This is a genomic window from Kiloniella sp. (assembly GCF_048270245.1).
Classification (GTDB): Bacteria; Pseudomonadota; Alphaproteobacteria; order Kiloniellales; family Kiloniellaceae; genus Kiloniella.
In genome coordinates, this window is sequence record NZ_JBLWTH010000002.1 from 300,281 (window position 1) to 319,194 (window position 18,914).

The window sequence follows — 18,914 nt, forward strand, 5'->3', positions numbered from 1 at the left end:
TAATCAGGGCCCCTAATTTCTCATCATGGATAAAACAGCGCATAAAATCGGCGAATTGAACGAATCTGGCCAAGTGGAAGTTATTGAGAAAGCGACCTCATTTAAAGGTTATTTCCAAGTTGACACCTACCGCTTTCGTCACTCTCTATTCAAAGGGGGCCTCTCTCAGGAAGTTCAACGGGAAATTTTTGAACGCGGTCACGCAGCTGCTGTGCTTCCCTTTGATCATAAATCAGGCGAAATTATTCTGATCGAGCAATTTCGCCCAGGTGCCTACGCAGCTTCTCAGGCCCCGTGGCTTTTAGAGGTTGTAGCTGGAATTATCGAAGAGAATGAAAACCCGGAAGAATTAAGTCACCGTGAAGCAATGGAAGAAGCCGGTTGCACATTAGGGCGCTTGAAAAAAATCGGAACCTTTCTAATGACACCCGGGGGAAGTTCGGAAACGATTACTCTATTTTGTGGTGAAATTCTGGATCACAAGAAACAAGATTCTTATGGGCTGGACCATGAAGGTGAAGACATACGCACACATACGATGAAAGCCGAACAAGGCTTTAGACTTATATCTGAAGGAAAAATTACCAATGCCATTACAGCAATTGCGCTTCAATGGTTGGAATTAAATCAGACAGCGCTTAGATCTGTATGGTCTAATGAAACGAAAAATGGCTAACCTCTTTAGTAAGAAATAAACAAATACGAATTCAACTTATACCTACGGACGACAAAAATGGATATTCGCGACGGATTTATTGACAGCATTGGTAACACGCCTCTCATTCGCCTGAAACGGGCGTCAGAGGAAACAGGTTGTGAAATCCTTGGAAAAGCCGAGTTCCTAAATCCCGGCGGATCCATCAAGGACAGAGCTGCTTGGGCAATTGTGAAAGACGCCGAAGAAAAAGGCATCTTAAAGCCCGGCGGCGTCATTGTCGAAGGCACAGCCGGAAATACTGGTATTGGCCTTGCCCTCGTTGCACGTGCACGTGGATATCGCTGCGCTATTGTCATTCCAGAGACACAGTCACAGGAAAAGAAAGATATGCTCCGCCTCAGCGGTGCGGAACTCTACGAAGTACCAGCGGCCCCTTACAAAGACCCGAACAACTATGTTCATTACTCCCAAAGACTGGCACAAGAACTCGCCGGACAGGAACCCAACGGTGTAATCTGGGCAAATCAGTTTGATAATGTTGCCAACCGTCAAGGGCACATTGAAACCACTGCCCAAGAAATTTGGAAGCAAACTGACGGCAAAGTCGATGGCTATGTCAGTGCAGTTGGTACCGGAGGAACACTGGCCGGGGTTTCAATGGGCCTGAAAGAGCATAACAAAAACATTCAAATCGCCTTGGCTGACCCTCATGGTGCGGCGCTCTATAGCTATTACAAACATGGCGAACTAAAATCCGAGGGATCTTCCATTACCGAAGGGATTGGTCAAGGGCGGATCACTGCCAACCTAAAAGGTGCCGTGATTGACGAGGCATTCCGTATTAGTGATGAAACAGCGATTCCCCTAGTATTCACCCTCTTTGAGGAAGAAGCACTCTGCCTTGGTGGTTCCAGCGGTGTGAACATTGCTGGCGCAATCGAACTCGCCAAAAAAATGGGCCCGGGCCATACCATCGTTACCATGCTTTGTGATTCTGGAACGCGTTACACCAGCAAACTTTATAACCCCGAGTTTCTGAAAGAACGCGGCCTCCCCGTCCCCAAATGGGTTGCTTAAAAAACTCAAGATCAACAAAATTCCCACGATTAAAGGCCGCTCATTAAGCGGCTTTTAATGTATCAGGACAATATTTTTAATAATTTACTCGCTAAAAACTACACCTTCGCGTAAGCGCATGATAACTTCATGCGAAATAAATAAGAAAAATCTACCAAACTCCTTTGAGGTACCCCCCCCCCATGGACTTGCTCTTTTACAAAGACGCGTATCAAAAATCATGTGAAGCAACTGTAACCTATTCTGAAAATGGTCACGTCCGTCTGGATCAAACGTTGTTTTATCCAACAGGTGGAGGACAACCTGGAGACAGCGGTTGGTTAGAACTTTCTGATGGCACAAAAAGTAAAATTATCGAAGCCAGAAAAGGTGAAAATCACGAAGATGTCGTTTTGCATCTTGAAGAAGGCGCCAATGCTCCACAGGCTGGCGACAAGGTAACTGCCTGTTTGGATTGGGATCGCCGCTATGCACACATGAAAATCCATTCCTGCCTGCACCTGTTGTGTGCCTCTGTCATAGGCGACGTGACAGGCGGCCAGATTAGTGATGTAAAAGGGCGTTTGGATTTTAACTTGCCCGACACGGCAATTGACAAAGCCGCTCTTGAAGAGAAAATCAATCAACTGATTGCCGAAAATCACTCGATAACGCAGGACTGGATTTCAGACGAGGAGCTGGATAATAATCCTTCTATGGTTCGAACAATGTCGGTCAAACCACCCCGTGGATCAGGTAAAATACGCTTGGTGAAAATTGGCGAAGATGTTGATCTGCAACCCTGTGGCGGAACACATGTAAAATCAACAGGTGAAATTGGCCCAATCAAAATTGGTAAGGTTGAAAACAAAGGCAAGCAAAACCGTCGTATCAGCCTGACATTTGCATCATAATAAAGAGAGAATACTACCTTGTCTGAAAAATTTAATTCTGTCGTATCAACACAGTGGCTCGCAGACCATCTAGATGCCCCAGACGTCAGGATTGTTGATGGCACTTATTACCTGCCCAATGAAAACAAAGATGCACGTGCTTTATACGAAGAAGCGCATATTCATAACGCGGTTTTCTTTGATATCGACGAAATTTCCGACAACGAAAATCCCCTCCCCCATATGATCCCAAGCGATATCAAGTTCGCATCCAAAGTAAGAAAACTTGGCCTTGGGGACGGCAATAGAATTGTTGTGTACGATCAGCGTGGCCTATTTTCTGCGGCACGAGTTTGGTGGATGTTTCGACTATTTGGACACAAGGATGTCGCGGTATTGGATGGGGGTCTTCCCAAATGGTTATCAGAACATCGTCCGGTTGACGACAATAGAGTTCACCCCGGTGAACGACACTTTACCCCGCGTTTCAATAGCTTTCTTATTCGCGATAAAGAACAACTTCTTCGCAATATTGAAACCGGAAAAGAACAGGTTCTAGATGCAAGGGCAAGTGGACGGTTTAAAGGGGAAGTGCCTGAACCCCGCGCGGGTATTCGCTCCGGCCATATTCCTGATTCGTACAATCTTCCCTTCACAAATCTCTTTAAAGAAGACGGCACCTTAAAAGAAACTCAAGAAATTAAAAGCGCATTTGAGGAAGCGGGAATTGATTACAGCAAGCCTGTTGTTACTTCTTGTGGCTCCGGCGTTACAGCGGCAGTATTGAGCCTCGGCCTAGAGCTAACAGGACACAAAAAAACATCGCTTTACGATGGATCTTGGTCCGAATGGGGACAGGAAGGTAACACGCCTGTTGTAACCGGATACCCCATCTAATTATTGAAATACCTATCGCTTATTGTTGTTTTTAAAGCTTCCGTACCATTAAATTTCAGTACGCCAAGAGCTGGACCATAAAATCAGTATTAGAATAAAACTATAAGATGAAACCAATCACCGAAAAAAAACGATCCGGTTCTGAAAAGCAAAAAACGATTAATGCCCGCTTTGTAACAGGAAGCATTCTTCGGCATGTGATCAATATGACAGCAACAACCTCTGTTGGTTTGATGTCGATCTTTTTTGTTGAGCTGGTTGATATGTATTTTATTAGCTTACTAGGGGAAGAATCTCTGGCGGCTGCAATTGGGTTTTCTGGTGCGATTACATTCTTCATTTTCTCAATAAGCATTGGACTGTCGATTGGATTAGCTGCTGTCGTCGCCCGAGTTATCGGGGCTGGTCAGGGTGACCAGGCAAAAAGAGTTATCTTTAACGGCCTTCTCACCTCTTTCGTTATGATGTCCTTAATTGCAGTTCCGGTTTATTTCTACACCGAGCAGCTTTTATCCCTCGTTGGTGCCGAAGGGAAAACACTGGAATTCGCAGTAAAGTATATGAAGATCACAGTGATATCTTTGCCAATCATTTCCATTGGTATGTCGATGGGAGCAGTACTACGTGCTGTGGGAGCAGCTAAGGCATCCATGATATCAACGGTGCTGGCTGGCCTAGTTAATATCATTCTTGATCCACTCTTCATTTTTACGCTGGATTTTCATATCGAGGGTGCGGCCTATGCAACCTTGGTTGCCCGCTTGACCATGGCAATCGTCGCAGCATGGGTACTTGCACGCCAGCTGGGTTTATCTGTGTTCAAATTTCAGGGCGGATTAAATCGCGATATCTCTTCAATTTCGAAGATAGCAGTTCCAGCAGCTCTAACTAGCTTGGCGACCCCTTTTGCCAATTCTTATGTCACAACATCAGTTGCAGAATTTGGTGCCGATGCGGTTGCCGGCTTGGCGATCATCGGACGTATAACGCCCTTTGCTTTTGGCGCCGTTTTTGCCTTGTCAGCCGCCATTGGTCCAATTGTTGGTCAAAATATTGGTGCCGTTCAAACCCAACGTGTTAAATCAGCACTTAACAGCTCGCTTCTGGTTATATTTGTCGTCGTTTGTGTAACATCACTCTTAATGACACTTTTTGCAGATACAATCGCAACAATCTTTAATGCCTCGGGCCTAAGCGCAGATCTAGTGGTATTCTTCTGCGTCTTTACGTCTTGGAGCTTTGTCTTTAGTGGTGCACAATTTATCGCAAATGCTGCTTTTAACAACATGAACAGAGCAACATGGTCGACATTTGCCAACTGGGCGAAAGCAACAGTAGGTACAGTTCCTTTTATTTGGCTTGGTGGTGAATGGGCCGGAGCAAAAGGTATTATCGCGGGACAGGCTATCGGATCTGTAATTTTCGGCTTTATCACGATTATCGTGGCTTATAAAATTGTGAGTTCTCCAATTAAAAAACCAAACAAACAAGATGACAGAACACGCTATTTCGGGGCATGGTTACCTGCTATATTACCTCAGTTCGGTTGGCAGAGATTCATGGAAGAAAGATGGAATGCGGACCAGCGTGATAAAAATAACGGTGACTAACTTTTAGCAATTTCGCCTAAACAACCAAGAGAATTAATAAAGAGAAAGATTAAGAGCATGACCGCGGCTCCTCAAATTGAAGTAACAATCTCTTTTCTCGAAATGTTAGAAAGACCTCACAATCTAAATTTGCATTCACCACAAGGGAAAAAAACATCCCTTATCCGTGCTTATAAACCAAATGTGTCCTTTTATCGTTATCTGTACAACACCATAGGGGAACCTTGGTTATGGTGGGAAAGACGTACGTTATCTGACGATGAATTATTGCAAATAATTCAGGATGAAAATGTAGAGATCTACGTTCTTTATTATGACGGTGTTCCCGCAGGATATGCAGAACTGGATAGACGTAACCTCAAAGAAATTGACCTCGCCTACATGGGGTTAATACCCGACTTTATTGGCCAAAAACTCGGTCCCTATCTATTATCATCAATCATTGATATTGCATGGTCATATGAACCCAAGCGTTTAACAGTCAACACCTGTAACCTTGATCACCCCAGAGCACTCAGCGTATATCAAAAGCATGGATTTAATATCTACGATAGAAACATCAAAATAATTGATGACCCAAAATTTAACGACACAACACAATAAAGGTATTCAGTTAACTGCCAAAACTCCACCATTGGCCACCAATTTATTTGGCCCTCTTTCGAGTGTTATAGTGCCATTAACAAAATGACGTTCATAGATTTCCTGGTAGTTACCGTATCTTTGTAAAACCCGATAAGACCAATTTGAATCAAGCCCAAGTTCTGTCCCAAAAGAGCCTTTGACACCAAGCAATTTTTGAACTTCGGGATTGAGTGTCGTTGAAGCTATATAATCAACGTTTTGAGCATTAATATCCCGACGCTCGCTTTCCATCAATGTATGTGCATAAAATTGCACGATAGTTTTCCAGTCCTCATCCCGAGATGAAACAATCATCCCTAAGCTATTATTTGAAGATGAAGAACTCAAAACGAGCGGATCAGGAAAGATCCCGGATATTTTTTGTAAAAAATAGATTGCTCGACCCTGGGCAGTGCCACGGCTCTGCATCCATGACTTTTCACAGCTTTAAATAGTTCGCCTTCAGACTTGTAACTCACAACCCCAAAGCTGACCTGATGTTTTTGACTGAATATCGCTAGGCTCGTTTTATCAACCCATTCAAGTGAGCAAATTTTCTTACCGTTAAGATCATCAACACGATAACCTTTGAATAGAATAGCGACATCAAGATTATTGAGAAAAAGCGTTGCAACGTTTTGATGATGCCCTTGATGTGATAAAAGTCGATTATCTGCCAATGTAATAACATCAACTTTTCCCTCAGCCAGGTTTCGGCCAGCATTGCTCTCGTTCAACGTAATTAATTTTACAGCACTTGGATCTGGAAACAGAGCCAATGCAAGACCGCGACACAGCTCTCTCCCCATATCATCTATTGGTGATTTGGAAAGAAAAGTCGTTTTGACAACGCCACACCGAAGATATCCCCGGTCCTCGACCCTGTCGCGAACCTCACCTGCATTTGAATAACTGAAGAGGCCAAGGTATCCAATAGCGATAAACAAAGGATACCAGATATATTGGGTAATATTTTGTTTCATGAAATCAGCGTTCAGCAACTCATAAATAGTTCAATAAATAGTACCCAATATATCACAAACTTACTTTTTCTCGATAAGTTCGATTTTATAGCCGTCTGGGTCTTCAATAAAAGCAATTACAGTAGAGCCGTGTGCCATCGGGCCAGGCTTTCGAGGAATATTGACACCTTCTTTTTCAAGTAACTCACAGGTTTTGTATATGTCAGGCACACCGAGCGCTAAATGACCAAATCCGTTCCCAAGATCGTAGGAATCAGTTTGATCCCAATTATGGGTGAGTTCAATAACAGTATTATTGTCTTCATCACCATACCCCAAAAAGGCTAAGGTAAACTTTCCAGAAGGGTAATCGTTTTTTCGCAGAAGCTTCATACCAAGATGGCGAGAGTAAAAATCAATAGATTTTTCAAGGTCCAAAACTCTGATCATCGTATGTAAAAACCGAAAGGAGGTATTTTCTGACATATTTTTTCCTTAGATATACAAGTATTTTGGTAAAAAATTAATGCTTAGCTTCCGCAATAACGGATAAAATTGTCTTTGCAGCTTTTGTACTCGGCATATCGTCCCCGGCTTTTAACTTCACAATCGCCTCTCGATAGCCATTGATCTGTTTTTCTCTTTTTTCTTTATCGTGAAAGAGAGAAGATATCTGCTTTACCAGATCAGGAACATTACACTTTTCCTGTATTAATTCTGGTTGGACTTCCCGGTCCAACAGAATATTGGCAAGACTTGCGTATTTTATCTTCACAAGAAATTTTGCCAGAAAAGCCGTAACCGGAGACACTTTGTAAGCAACGACTGTTGGTACATGGTCAACTGCCAGCTCCAAAGCAACCGTCCCCGAAGCAGCCAAAGCAACATCTGAACATTTAAATGCTTTATGTTTGCCCGTTACGCCTTCGATAACACGAACAGGTGTTGGCCAATTATCGGCTAAATCATCAATAGCAGAACGAACATTTTTCACTGTGGGAATAACACACTGTAAATTCGGTAGGGTTTTCACCAATTCCGCAACAGCGTCTTTAAATACAGGCCCAAGCCTTGCAACTTCGCCCCGGCGGCTACCGGGTAAGACTGTAAGGATTGGAGCCGTAGCATCAAGTGAAAGCTCTTTACAGATTTCAACTCTATCCAACACAGTCATCAGCTCACCTTCAAGAACAGGATGACCGACAAACGTTGTCGCCAAGCCATGCTTCTCAAAATACGGAGGCTCAAAAGGAAGGAGAGTCAGCAAATGATCTAGATATTTCGAAATCTTCTCAGCTCGTTTAGGCTTCCATGCCCATACCGACGGCGCGACATAATGGATAAGAGGTATCGATGTCTCTTTGAGGCCCTTGCTTACTTTTAAGCTAAAGCCCGGCGCATCAATTGTGATAAGGGCTGACGGCTTTGTTTCGAGAACATGTTCTTTGGTTTGCTTTATACGTCTTAAGATATTCGGTATATGGGGCAACACTTCGGCCAACCCCATAACAGATATCTCTGAAATCGGAAAAAGACTTTCCAAGCCTTCAGCGGACATCCGCTCGCCGCCAATACCAATAAATTGTATATTACCTTGCGTTTCTTCCTTTAATGCAGCCATAAGGCGTGCGCCCAGTTGATCACCCGAAGGTTCACCGGCGATGATATAAAGTAAAGGAACGTTGTTTTTGGGTTCAGTCATAATCAGCAGGTTCAATTCCTATAAGAAAGAGCCCTGCCTCATTGGCAAGTTGAACGACAGCATCCCGGTCGACAACCAAAGCACCGCCTGCTTCAATCGCTATCCCCCTTAGCCCAGCTTTAACAGCTCTTTTCACCGTTTCCACGCCAATCGTTGGTAAATCAGCTCGTCGTTCTTGCTGCGGTTTCTTTAGCTTAACCAAAACACCACCCGCAGCATCACGTTTTAGGTCGGCACAACGATCAATAAGTGCATCAGTTCCCTCAATCGCTTCCACCCCAAGGACAAGTCCTTGTTGTACGACAACAGATTGCCCAACATCAGCTAAGCCCATCAAGCGACCAACTTCAACGCCGCGCTTGATATCTTCGTAAGCTTGATCGTCAGGGGTATGTTCCCCATAAGTCTCTTTGGTTGCTAAAAGATCATGCAAAATATCATCAACCCCAATAAGGTTAAAACCTTCGGCTTCGAGGGCTGAAACAACCGATTTTAGTAACCCATCATCCCCGAGGCTCTTTGCGCCTATCTTTGCAAAAAATTGTAAGGCACGCCAGTCAGGACGAAGCTCTGCCATTGAGGGTCTTTTTACAGGCCCGATCATAACAAGATCTGTTACTTGTTGTTGTCTTAATGTAGAGAGAATTTCACCCGCAGCGCCCAACCTCGACCAAAAGTGATTTATGCCCGTGATTGTTTCATTATCTGTTTGACCTTTAAAGGCAACGACAAAGAAATCTCGTCCGGTCTCTTGGCATAATTTAATCAAACGCCGGGGAAGTTCTCCTCCCCCAGCTAAAATTCCAAGCTTGCCGGACATTTATTTCGGTTGGCAAATAGCACGCGAAGAGTCTGTACCAATAAAGTCCAGAACTTCTTTCGCAGTAGGATTATCAGAATAGGTTTTCTTTGCGTTTTCAAGGCGTTCAGAAAGCGTTCCTTCATCCGAGAAAAGCATTTTGAAAACGGATTGTAAGCTGGAAATATCATCACGTGGCACACCATGGCGTTTCATGCCAACAAGGTTTAACCCGCTCAACCTTGCGCGTTCCCCCATAACCATACCAAAGGGAATAACGTCATTTTCAACACCAGACATCCCACCAATCATGGCATTACGCCCAATCCGAACGAACTGATGCACAGCGGAAAGTCCGCCGATTATGGCATAATCATCAACTTCAACATGACCGCCCAATGTCGCGTTATTTACAAGAATAACATTGTTACCAAGAATACAATCATGGGCTATGTGAGCAGACATCATCAGAAGGCAGTTATCACCAACTCTCGTAACTAGCCCACCACCAGTTGTTCCGGGGTTAATTGTTACGTGTTCACGAATACGATTATTCTTGCCTATAACAAGCTCTGACTTTTCACCATCAAACTTTAAATCTTGTGGTTGATGCCCAATCGAGGCAAAGGGGAAAATAACGGTTCCCTCGCCGATAGAAGTATTTCCCGCAATAACAACATGGCTATGCAAAACAACATTAGCATCCAGTTTTACGTTTGAACCAACAATACAATAGGGTCCGATTTCAGCTGTTTCATGAACTGTCGCACCATCTTCAACGATAGCGGTGGAATGAATAGTCACAATCAGTCGTCCATAATCATTGCGGCAAATTTGGCTTCCGCGACAAGCTTTCCATCAACCATGGCTTTACCCTCAAATTTCCAAACCGCGCCACGGCTACGTGTTTTCGTAACATGAATTTTTAGTTGGTCCCCAGGTGTAACTGGCTTACGGAAACGGGCTTCGTCAACAGTCATGAAATAGACCAATTTACCCGCCGCTTCGCCATCTAGGGTTTCAACAACAAGTACTGCCGCCGTTTGCGCCATGGCTTCAACTATCAAGACCCCAGGCATAATAGGTTGTCTAGGGAAATGTCCCTCGAAGAAAGGCTCATTAATAGTTACATTCTTTAGGCCTACAGCACCTTCGTCTTTGATAATATTATCAACACGATCAATGAGTAGGAAAGGGTAACGATGGGGAATCATTTCCTTGATTTCAAGGATGCCTACAGAGCGTCCCTCACCCGTTGTTACAGCTTCTTCACTCATCTAACTACCTTTCTTCGTATTCAACTGTTTTTTCCACATTGCAACCAAACGGAAAAAATCTTTAATCGGTATAGCAGGAGTACCGGCAACGGCCTGTCCTGCTTCAACATCTTTGATTACAGCAGCACGTCCAGCTATTTGAACACCTGTTCCCATCGTAATATGGCCGCTAACACCCGATTGTGCACCCATCACAACATAATTACCAAGAACACTACTACCAGCAATGCCCGACTGAGCAACAACGACACACTGCTTACCCATTTGAACGTTGTGACCAATTTGTACAAGGTTATCAATCTTAGTACCATCGCCAATAATAGTATCAGGACCGGCCCCTCTATCAACTGTAGAGTTCGCACCAATTTCTACATTGTTGCCGATAATAACACGTCCAAGCTGAGGAACATTAACATACCCATCAGGTTCCATCGCAAAGCCAAAGCCACGGTTACCGACACGAACACCAGAATGAATTTCACAATTGTCCCCGAGAAAAGCATACTCGATGGTCGCATTTGCTCCAATCTTGGTATTATCACCGACTTTACAGCCATCATGAATGACAACATTAGGAGCCAACTGACATCCACTTCCGATCTCGACATTGTCGCCAATAACAACACCCGCCGAGATGACGCAATTTCCACCTATCGATGCGGATTGAGAAATAACAGCCGTTGCATGAATTGAATTGGATAATGTAACACCAGAAGGATAAAATTTTTGGGCAATCAAAGCATAAGATTTGTATGGCTTATCAGTCAGTATCAGCGATGCTCCCGTCGGAGCTTTCCCTGCAAACTTTTTTTCCAGAATGCAAACACCCGCCGACGTATCAGCTAAGACAGAAACGTATTTCTTATTATCTAAAAAACTAATTTCTGTTTTACCCGCGTCTTCTAAAGCACCGACGTCTGTAACAAGAAAACTCGGGTCTGAACCTTCAGAAAGCTCCCCCCCGACATAGTCACAGAGTTCTTGTAGAGAAAAAGGACCCGCATTATGAAAAAAACGAGAATCAGCCATGATATCAGGTGCTCAAATACTATTTTAATGTCAACGCAGGTAACGAAGCATTCAGCTTTTGGATAACTTCATCTGTTACATCAAGGCTACTCTGAGAATAAACCAAAGACGTCTTTGCCAAAATCAAATCTAATTTTCTCGCATCCACGATCTGATTAATAACGACATCAAGGTGTTTTTTGATTTCATTCAATCCAGAGTTTCTTAATTGAGTAAGGCTCTTGTTCCGTTCTTTAGCTTCACTACGAATCATTGCAGCTTGCTTATCCAAATCGGCTTTCTGTTGTGCAAATACTTCAGGCGCAAGGATAGATTTTTGCCTAACCAACTCCTGATGTTTGCTCAATAAACCTTGTTCTTTTTGACGAAACTCTTGTTGGAACTGATTCTTGCGTCCCACAACAGTTTGATTAACTTGCTGCATAGCCTTTGAAGATTGAAATACTTTTTTAGTATCAACAACTGCAATTTTAAGAGCTAAATCTTGGGCATTCGCACCAGATTTCACCGCAAATATTCCACCAAAGACAGCGACAACAACAAAAAGAGTGGCAATTTTTTTCATATAGATCATTACTTAAAAACTAGTCCCAAAGCTAAAGCTAAATATTTCAGTTTCATCATAATCTTCTTTTAATGCGGCAAAACCAAGATCCATCGCCAAAGGTCCAAAAGGTGAAGACCACGTCAGGCCAGTACCAAAGCTAACCCTAGGATTTGAAGAGTCATCAACACCAGAATCATTGCCATCAATGTTCCATGTTGCCCCAAAGTCAGAGAAAACACGTCCTTTAACACCAAACTGCTCAGGTAAGCCAAGCGGGAAAGTTAACTCAAGGCTTCCGTTATAGAAGTGTTTTCCGCCGAGAGCATCATCACTACCCTGATCACGAGGACCGACACCGCCAGATTTAAAACCACGAAGCTTATCACCGCCAAGGAAGAATCTATCAACGATACGCGTATCTTCATCTAAACCGATAATATTACCAACCTCTGCACGAGATTTTAAAATCAAATCTTCCGAGAATGAATAATAATTGGTGCCACCTAATGTGACCTTCAAGTGTTGTACATCACCACCAAGCCCAGCGAGCTCATTCTCAAGAGTCAGAAGATAACCATCAGTCGGCGTAATCCGAGAGTCCAATTTATCATAAGTTAAAGTTGAAGATATAGCTGATTTAATCGATGTACCTTCTTGTTCTTTAACAAGTTGAGCTGCGTCAGAATCAATATTCTCAATCTCAATATGTTCAAAACGATACCGTAAGACCTGACGCAATTCTTCTGAGAGGTCATACCCTATTCTAAGTGCGGCACCAGTCTTCTTCTCATCAAAGGCAAGACTGTCTTCTTCCCTTGTAATTCTGAAGATATCAAAGCCCGCTGCGATTTCTTTATCTAAGAAATAAGGTTCAGTAAAACTGATATCGGCTTCAGAACCAGATCCAGCCAAGGCAATATTAAATCGTAAATCCTGACCTTTTCCTAAGAGGTTTCGTTCCCGAATACCAATCGATCCAAGCGGACCAGAGGAAGATGAGAAACCAGCACCGAAAGTCAATTCACCGGTCGATTGCTCTTCGACATCAACTTTAATAACTGTTCGATCTGGTGTACTTCCAGGCTCATTATTTACTTCCACAGATTGGAAGAAGCCAAGCCGTTGTATCCGAGATCTGGACCTTCTAAGTTTCGAGCTATTAAAAGCGTCCCCTTCTACAAGGCGGAACTCTCTACGAATTACCTTATCCAGCGTACGGCTGTTTCCTTCGATATCGATACGTTCAACATATACTTTCGAGCCTTCAGAAATACTAAAAACAAGATCTATAATTTTATTTTCAGTGTCTTTTTCTGGCAGTGGTCTCACATCGACAAAAGCGTACCCTAGATCCCCGACTGCATCTGTCAGGTTATCAACGGTCTTATCAATAAGGTCTGCGTTATACCATTCATTTTCTTCAGGTAAAATTTGATCTTCAACAGTTGCCGGATCAAAATCCTTTAAGGCACTCTCAACATCCACAACTCCGAATTTATAACGTTCTCCTTCGGTAATGGTGAAAGTAACAACAAAAGATTCTCTGTTCGACGTCAGCTCAGCAATAACGGATTGAACCTCAAAGTCAGCGTATCCTTCTTTTAGGTAAAAGCGGCGTAATAGCTCTCTGTCAAAGGTTAGACGGTCAGGATCGTAAGTATCGCTATCAGACAGAAAGTTCCAAAAAACTGTTTCCGAAGTTGATACAATGTCCTGAAGTTTACCATCAGAAAACTCTCTGTTCCCGATAAAATTAACCGTGGTAACATAACTTCGGTCACCTTCAACAACTTCAAAAACCAAATCAACTCTGTTCTGTGGTAGCTGTATGACTTTTGGTTCAACCGTAGCGGCAAATCGACCAGAACGGCGATACAATTCAAGTAACTTTTGCGCATCTGCCTGCGCTTTTGTTCTGGTGAAAACAACCCTTTCTCTTAAAGCTGTCTCTGCAGAAAGGATTTCATCATCAAGACGTTGATTCCCCTCAAAAGCAATTCTGTTAATAATCGGATTTTCGACAACAACGACAATCAGATCACCGCCCTGACGTTTCAGAGAAACATCAGCAAAAAGACCTGTTGCAAAAATGCTTTTTAAAGATCGGTTCAAAAGAACGGGATCAAAGGTATCACCTGGGTTCACTTCCATATAGGAGCGAACGGATTCAGGTTCAATTCGTTGTGTTCCCTCGACAACAATATTGTCAATGGTACCGCCAGACATAAGGGCCTGGGCAAAAACTTTCTGGCTATTTCCAGCTTCTAAAACCAGAAATAGTCCCCCAATTAATAGCGAAAAAAGCGTCTTACGAAACACATTTACCCCCGGGTAACCCGCATGAACTTGATTTCACAAGCAGATTCAGAACGATTTATATAATCCATAAATCGTTCCAGGTCACAAATAACATTAAGCTCAATACCAGAGCCAGTCCAATTCTGAAACAATATTCTTGAGCTCGTTCATTTAACGGCTTACCAGAAACTGCCTCAATCATATAAAAAAGCAAATGCCCACCATCAAGCATGGGGACAGGTAATAGATTTAAAAGCCCCAGATTGATAGACAGCATTGCCATCAAACCAATATAATACTCTATCCCAGCCTCGGCAGCCATACCAGACATCTTGGCTATTTGAATAGGACCACCAAGTTCTTCCACAGAACGGTGCCCACTAAACATTTGCCCAATAGCTTTGAAGGTACCAACAGAGACGTCATAAGTCTCAACCACAGCTGCGCTAACTGCCGATATAAATCCATGTGTTTTTACCGATGATTGATCGCTCTGGATACCAATTAACCATCGTTTGGCTTCACGACCATTATGATCTGTATAGAGATCAACCTTTGGCTGAACAGTCAGATAAACAAGTTGATTATCTCTCTCAACAACAACATCAATTGGATCTCCGGACCCTAATTGAACAAGACGTTGAAGCTGCTCGAAACGATCTATTTCTGTACCAGCAGCTTCTATAATCTTGTCATTCGTTTGAAAACCAGCAGCCTCTGCCGCACTGTTCTCCATTACCTGGGCAACAATAGCAGATGAATAAGGCTGCCCGACAAAACTGTACAGTCCTGTTAAAAGAACAATAGCCAGAATAAAATTAGCAATCGGTCCAGCAGCGACAATAGCAGCGCGCTGGCCTAATGACTTCGCTTTGAAAGTTGTTGCAAGTTCTTCCGGGGATAAATCTGAATTTCCAGCTGATGTTGAGCTGCTAACATCGGCATCTCCAAACATCTTCACATAACCGCCCAGCGGAATAATGCTGAATTTCCATCGCGTTTTATTCTTATCGTAAAACCCAAATAACTCCGGGCCAAAGCCAACGGAAAAAACATCAACCTTCACTCCATTTTTCCGCGCAACCCAGTAATGCCCGAGTTCATGAAAGAAAACCAGAATGGTTAGAAGCACTAAAAATGCGAGAAGCGGTGTAATAAATCCCATTAGATATATCTTGTAACCATTGTCATTATAATCATATTACTCAAGAAGGACGGCATATTAGCCCTTTGCGCTCCTATTCAAAAGCTTTTTTGCAGAACAAATAAGTTAAAATATCAATTTATCTGCGCCCTGCTCCAATTCCGAACTTCCGCGTCCACCATTTTCACCGTTTCAAGTGAATTAATGTCTATCTTCTCAAAAGTACAAACTGCTTTTGCAACAAGTTCAGATATCCCCAAAAAGGGCATTCTTTTTTGTAAAAAGGCTTCGACCGCAATCTCGTTCGCAGCATTAAACACAATCGTTTTATGATTCCGAAGGGCTTCTCTGGCAATTTCTAAGGCAGGAAATTTATCGTGATCCGGTGTTTCAAAAGTCAGTTTGGAAATTTCCGCCAAATCAAGCTGCTTAACAGGGGTTTTCATTCTTTCAGGCCAAGCAAGTGCACAAGCTATGGGGGTTCTCATATCAGGGTCTCCCAACTGAGCAAGAACGGACCCATCAATATAGCTCACAGTTGAATGAATAATTGATTGCGGATGAATCAAAACCTTTATCCGATCCTCACACAGGCCAAACAAATAGGCTGCTTCGATTAGCTCTAGCCCTTTGTTCATCATTGTCGCAGAATCAATCGAAATCTTCGCCCCCATATCCCAATTAGGATGAGCAAGTGCTTGTTGAGGCGTAACCGTTTCCATTTCCTGTTTTGAAAAACATCGAAATGGTCCACCGGATGCGGTCAAAGTAATATGGTCGATACCAGATTTATTCTCAAAGTCGAATACTTGAAAGATCGCGTTATGCTCTGAATCCACAGGGAGCAGGGTTGCGTTATTTTTACGGACCTCCTCAACCATTAGATCACCGGCACAAACAAGTGCTTCTTTGTTTGCCAGAAGAATAGTTGCACCGCGCTTAATAGCAGTTAAAGTCGGCGCCAGTCCGGCAAAGCCAACAATCGCGGCCATCACCTGATCCGCAGGACGTGCCGCGGCTTCCAACAAAGCTTCTTCACCCGCAGCAACTTCTATGCTTTTTCCTGATAAGGCATTTTTCAGATCATTGTATGCCTTCTTATCTGCGACGACAGCCATTTTGGCATTAAGCTCAATAGCCTGCTGTGCAAGCAGATCAACATTCTTATTTGCGGTTAAAACCTCAACATCAAACAATTCCGGGGATCGCTTCAACAAATCAACGGTGCTGGTGCCAACTGACCCCGTAGAGCCCATGACAGTTATAGATTTTTTCACTACAGCACCTTTACCTTACAACGGTTTGAGTTTGATGTACGTCCATAAATACGACTGTATTAATACACAAGATGAATAAGAAAAACCAATAAAGAGCAAGCCAAAAGTCCGTCCACTCGATCAAATAGACCACCATGACCGGGGATAAGATTGCTGGAATCTTTGGCATCAAATTTACGTTTAATGTGCGACTCAAAAAAATCACCCATTTGAGAAACAACAGCCAAGCCAGCCCCGAAAAAACTCAGAAGGATCGGGTTGAAAAGTGCTGTTGATATAGCAAAACCAAAACTAATGGCAGCGGCAGCAATCATCCCACCAATTAAACCCGCCCACGTTTTCTTCGGACTAATACTTGGCGCTATTTTGGGGCCGCCGATCGATTTTCCTGAAAAATAAGCGCCGATATCTGTTGACCAAACAACAAGTAATATCCAAAGAACAATTTCAAACCCACTATCAGAGCCATTGCGAAGCCACAATAAGGAATAGGTTGTAACAGAAACGTATCCCAACCCTAAAGTTAACCAAAAAGCCTGAGGAGAATTCCGTTCAATAAACTTTGTATAGGTAAAAATAAGAACAGCGCACAGTAACAATACTGGAATGAAAAGCCCTTCAAACCCCAATGCCCCCAACACCAGCAACGTTGTTACACTGGCGACAAGCAACCACCCAGGAACTTTGATGTGACGACGTCCGGTTAGCATCGCCCATTCCCAAGAAAGAATGAGTGCGCAGAAAACAATTAATCCATCACTATAAGGAGAGCCGAAATAAACAGCGGCAAGAACTGGCGGGCCAAGAACAATTGAAGAAAGCGACCGAATTAAAAGGTCGCTCTTTTTAGGCTGTTTCGGCTGCGGATCCATAACGTCGCTCACGTTTTTGGTACTCCTCAATAGCCGAAATCAAATCTTGTTCAGAAAAGTCGGGCCAATATTTTTCAATAAAAACCATCTCGCTATAGGCAAGTTGCCAAAGCAGGAAGTTACTTATACGCATTTCCCCACTGGTACGTATAAGAAGATCCGGATCAGGAATATCCGAAGTATAAAGCTCTTGCTCAAAACAAGACTCAGTTATTTCGTCACTTTTCAGATCACCACGTTTAACTTTTAGAGCAATATTTTTAGTTGCTTCAACAATCTCTTGTCGACCGCCATAGCTCAAAGCCATAACAACCGTCATTTTTGTATTATCAAGCGTTTGTTGTTCAGCATCTTCAATCAGACGAACAATATCTGCTGCAAGTTTAGAGCGATCCCCAATGACCTTTAGACGAATGCCAGCTTTATGGAATGTTGCCAGTTCACTTTGTAGATACCTGCGCAACAACCCCATAATGTCATTAATTTCACTTTCGGGACGATTCCAGTTCTCTGACGAGAAGCTGTAAAAGGTCATGTAAGGAATACCAATTTTTATTGCAGACTTTAGCAGCTCTCGCAGGGCTTCGGCACCTTTACGATGCCCAAATGCTCGGGGCAAATGCCTAGCATTTGCCCAACGACCATTCCCATCCATTATGACGGCAATATGCTTTGGTATTCCTGTGGTCATCGCTAAATCAGAACAATCATGCAGATCTAAACCTGCATGATTTCCTCTTCTTTTTGCGCAGTTGCATCATCAATTTTCTTGATATGAGCATCTGTTATTTTCTGGATTTCATCGCCCCAGCTATGCATTTCATCCTGAGAGATTTCACCATCTTTTTCCATCTTCTTCAGGGCTTCCATACCATCACGACGAACATTCCGGACAGCGACCTTCCCTTGCTCGGAATACTTCCCTGCAATTTTAGTCAGCTCTTTACGGCGTTCTTCAGAAAGCGGTGGGATTGGAACACGAACCAATTGGCCATCTGGGGATGGATTCAAACCAAGTCCAGATTCTCTAATCGCCTTTTCTACAGCGCCAACCATTGATTTGTCCCACACCTGAACCGCAAGCATCCGAGATTCGGGCACGGTCACGGTCCCAACCTGAGTAAGAGGCATAGAAGCGCCATAGGCATCAACCATGATAGGATCAAGTAGCGCAATAGATGCACGTCCTGTCCGCAATCCGGTGAATTCCTTATTCAGTGCTTCAAGCGCACCATCCATACGACGTGATAAATCTTTAATGAGGGCATC

The 18,914-nt window shown here is 43.3% G+C and carries 21 protein-coding genes; 6 read left to right on the top strand and 15 right to left on the bottom strand.

What is annotated here, in order from left to right; genetic code table 11:
- Positions 1-25: 25 nt before the first annotated feature.
- The 6 genes from ACN0W5_RS06610 to ACN0W5_RS06635 all read left to right on the top strand — a co-directional run bounded on the left by ACN0W5_RS06610 (position 26) and on the right by ACN0W5_RS06635 (position 5,717).
- Positions 26-676, top strand: coding sequence for an NUDIX domain-containing protein (locus ACN0W5_RS06610; protein ID WP_417453376.1), 651 nt, complete (start codon positions 26-28; stop codon positions 674-676).
- 57 nt (positions 677-733) lie between these two features.
- A complete protein-coding gene (locus tag ACN0W5_RS06615; protein WP_417453377.1) occupies positions 734-1,735 on the top strand; it encodes a cysteine synthase A in 1,002 nt (333 codons plus the stop codon).
- A 182-nt stretch (positions 1,736-1,917) separates the two neighbouring features.
- Entirely contained in the window at positions 1,918-2,628 is a 711-nt protein-coding gene (locus tag ACN0W5_RS06620; protein WP_417453378.1) for an alanyl-tRNA editing protein, read from the top strand.
- 18 nt (positions 2,629-2,646) lie between these two features.
- Positions 2,647-3,504, top strand: a complete 858-nt coding sequence (gene sseA / locus ACN0W5_RS06625) for a 3-mercaptopyruvate sulfurtransferase (RefSeq protein ID WP_417453379.1) — start codon at positions 2,647-2,649, stop codon at positions 3,502-3,504.
- Positions 3,505-3,611: 107 nt separating this feature from the next.
- Complete coding sequence (locus ACN0W5_RS06630; RefSeq protein WP_417453380.1) at positions 3,612-5,114, top strand: MATE family efflux transporter; 1,503 nt, start codon at positions 3,612-3,614, stop codon at positions 5,112-5,114.
- 57 nt (positions 5,115-5,171) lie between these two features.
- Complete coding sequence (locus ACN0W5_RS06635) at positions 5,172-5,717, top strand: GNAT family N-acetyltransferase (protein WP_417453381.1); 546 nt, start codon at positions 5,172-5,174, stop codon at positions 5,715-5,717.
- A 6-nt stretch (positions 5,718-5,723) separates the two neighbouring features.
- Here ACN0W5_RS06635 and ACN0W5_RS06640 read toward each other — a convergent pair whose 3' ends face one another.
- From ACN0W5_RS06640 to frr, 15 genes are all read right to left on the bottom strand, one after another.
- Positions 5,724-6,014, bottom strand: coding sequence for a hypothetical protein (locus tag ACN0W5_RS06640; protein WP_417453382.1), 291 nt, complete (start codon positions 6,012-6,014; stop codon positions 5,724-5,726).
- Between the two features lie 68 nt (positions 6,015-6,082).
- Positions 6,083-6,721 (bottom strand): hypothetical protein, encoded by a 639-nt coding sequence (locus ACN0W5_RS06645; RefSeq protein ID WP_417453383.1) that lies wholly within the window; start codon positions 6,719-6,721, stop codon positions 6,083-6,085.
- A 60-nt stretch (positions 6,722-6,781) separates the two neighbouring features.
- Positions 6,782-7,186, bottom strand: a complete 405-nt coding sequence (gloA, locus tag ACN0W5_RS06650) for a lactoylglutathione lyase (protein WP_417453384.1) — start codon at positions 7,184-7,186, stop codon at positions 6,782-6,784.
- A 37-nt stretch (positions 7,187-7,223) separates the two neighbouring features.
- Positions 7,224-8,402: a lipid-A-disaccharide synthase gene (lpxB, locus tag ACN0W5_RS06655; protein ID WP_417453385.1), complete on the bottom strand. Its 1,179-nt coding sequence runs from the start codon at positions 8,400-8,402 to the stop codon at positions 7,224-7,226.
- Entirely contained in the window at positions 8,395-9,222 is an 828-nt protein-coding gene (locus ACN0W5_RS06660; protein ID WP_417453386.1) for an LpxI family protein, read from the bottom strand. Before ACN0W5_RS06660 ends, lpxB begins: the two co-directional genes overlap by 8 nt.
- Entirely contained in the window at positions 9,223-10,011 is a 789-nt protein-coding gene (lpxA, locus tag ACN0W5_RS06665) for an acyl-ACP--UDP-N-acetylglucosamine O-acyltransferase (RefSeq protein WP_299376313.1), read from the bottom strand. It abuts the gene before it with no gap.
- Positions 10,008-10,478 (bottom strand): 3-hydroxyacyl-ACP dehydratase FabZ, encoded by a 471-nt coding sequence (gene fabZ / locus ACN0W5_RS06670; RefSeq protein WP_085900269.1) that lies wholly within the window; start codon positions 10,476-10,478, stop codon positions 10,008-10,010. The genes lpxA and fabZ overlap by 4 nt, the downstream gene beginning before the upstream one ends.
- Entirely contained in the window at positions 10,479-11,507 is a 1,029-nt protein-coding gene (gene lpxD / locus ACN0W5_RS06675) for a UDP-3-O-(3-hydroxymyristoyl)glucosamine N-acyltransferase (RefSeq protein WP_417453387.1), read from the bottom strand.
- 19 nt (positions 11,508-11,526) lie between these two features.
- Positions 11,527-12,072, bottom strand: a complete 546-nt coding sequence (locus tag ACN0W5_RS06680) for an OmpH family outer membrane protein (protein WP_299376275.1) — start codon at positions 12,070-12,072, stop codon at positions 11,527-11,529.
- A 12-nt stretch (positions 12,073-12,084) separates the two neighbouring features.
- The gene (gene bamA / locus ACN0W5_RS06685) at positions 12,085-14,373 is read right to left on the bottom strand and encodes an outer membrane protein assembly factor BamA (RefSeq protein WP_417453388.1); all 2,289 of its coding nucleotides are present in this window, start codon (positions 14,371-14,373) and stop codon (positions 12,085-12,087) included.
- A 55-nt stretch (positions 14,374-14,428) separates the two neighbouring features.
- Entirely contained in the window at positions 14,429-15,517 is a 1,089-nt protein-coding gene (gene rseP, locus ACN0W5_RS06690; RefSeq protein ID WP_417453390.1) for an RIP metalloprotease RseP, read from the bottom strand.
- 113 nt (positions 15,518-15,630) lie between these two features.
- Entirely contained in the window at positions 15,631-16,773 is a 1,143-nt protein-coding gene (locus ACN0W5_RS06695; RefSeq protein ID WP_417453391.1) for a 1-deoxy-D-xylulose-5-phosphate reductoisomerase, read from the bottom strand.
- 59 nt (positions 16,774-16,832) lie between these two features.
- Positions 16,833-17,657 (bottom strand): phosphatidate cytidylyltransferase, encoded by an 825-nt coding sequence (locus ACN0W5_RS06700; RefSeq protein WP_417453392.1) that lies wholly within the window; start codon positions 17,655-17,657, stop codon positions 16,833-16,835.
- A complete protein-coding gene (locus tag ACN0W5_RS06705; RefSeq protein ID WP_417453393.1) occupies positions 17,620-18,336 on the bottom strand; it encodes an isoprenyl transferase in 717 nt (238 codons plus the stop codon). Before ACN0W5_RS06705 ends, ACN0W5_RS06700 begins: the two co-directional genes overlap by 38 nt.
- 26 nt (positions 18,337-18,362) lie before the next feature.
- Positions 18,363-18,884 (bottom strand): ribosome recycling factor, encoded by a 522-nt coding sequence (gene frr / locus ACN0W5_RS06710; protein WP_417453583.1) that lies wholly within the window; start codon positions 18,882-18,884, stop codon positions 18,363-18,365.
- Positions 18,885-18,914: the final 30 nt, after the last annotated feature.

Excerpts from the sequence above, each read along its gene's own strand:
- lpxD (WP_417453387.1), bottom strand. The coding sequence starts at position 11,507 with ATGGCTGATTCTCGTTTTTTTCATAATGCGGGTCCTTTTTCTCTACAA.
- ACN0W5_RS06660 (WP_417453386.1), bottom strand. The coding sequence starts at position 9,222 with ATGTCCGGCAAGCTTGGAATTTTAGCTGGGGGAGGAGAACTTCCCCGG.
- rseP (WP_417453390.1), bottom strand. The coding sequence starts at position 15,517 with ATGGGATTTATTACACCGCTTCTCGCATTTTTAGTGCTTCTAACCATT.
- ACN0W5_RS06635 (WP_417453381.1), top strand. The coding sequence starts at position 5,172 with ATGACCGCGGCTCCTCAAATTGAAGTAACAATCTCTTTTCTCGAAATG.
- ACN0W5_RS06615 (WP_417453377.1), top strand. The coding sequence starts at position 734 with ATGGATATTCGCGACGGATTTATTGACAGCATTGGTAACACGCCTCTC.
- frr (WP_417453583.1), bottom strand. The coding sequence starts at position 18,884 with ATGGATGGTGCGCTTGAAGCACTGAATAAGGAATTCACCGGATTGCGG.
- ACN0W5_RS06620 (WP_417453378.1), top strand. The coding sequence starts at position 1,918 with ATGGACTTGCTCTTTTACAAAGACGCGTATCAAAAATCATGTGAAGCA.
- fabZ (WP_085900269.1), bottom strand. The coding sequence starts at position 10,478 with ATGAGTGAAGAAGCTGTAACAACGGGTGAGGGACGCTCTGTAGGCATC.
- ACN0W5_RS06630 (WP_417453380.1), top strand. The coding sequence starts at position 3,612 with ATGAAACCAATCACCGAAAAAAAACGATCCGGTTCTGAAAAGCAAAAA.
- ACN0W5_RS06705 (WP_417453393.1), bottom strand. The coding sequence starts at position 18,336 with ATGACCACAGGAATACCAAAGCATATTGCCGTCATAATGGATGGGAAT.
- lpxB (WP_417453385.1), bottom strand. The coding sequence starts at position 8,402 with ATGACTGAACCCAAAAACAACGTTCCTTTACTTTATATCATCGCCGGT.
- ACN0W5_RS06610 (WP_417453376.1), top strand. The coding sequence starts at position 26 with ATGGATAAAACAGCGCATAAAATCGGCGAATTGAACGAATCTGGCCAA.
- ACN0W5_RS06645 (WP_417453383.1), bottom strand. The coding sequence starts at position 6,721 with ATGAAACAAAATATTACCCAATATATCTGGTATCCTTTGTTTATCGCT.
- ACN0W5_RS06680 (WP_299376275.1), bottom strand. The coding sequence starts at position 12,072 with ATGAAAAAAATTGCCACTCTTTTTGTTGTTGTCGCTGTCTTTGGTGGA.
- gloA (WP_417453384.1), bottom strand. The coding sequence starts at position 7,186 with ATGTCAGAAAATACCTCCTTTCGGTTTTTACATACGATGATCAGAGTT.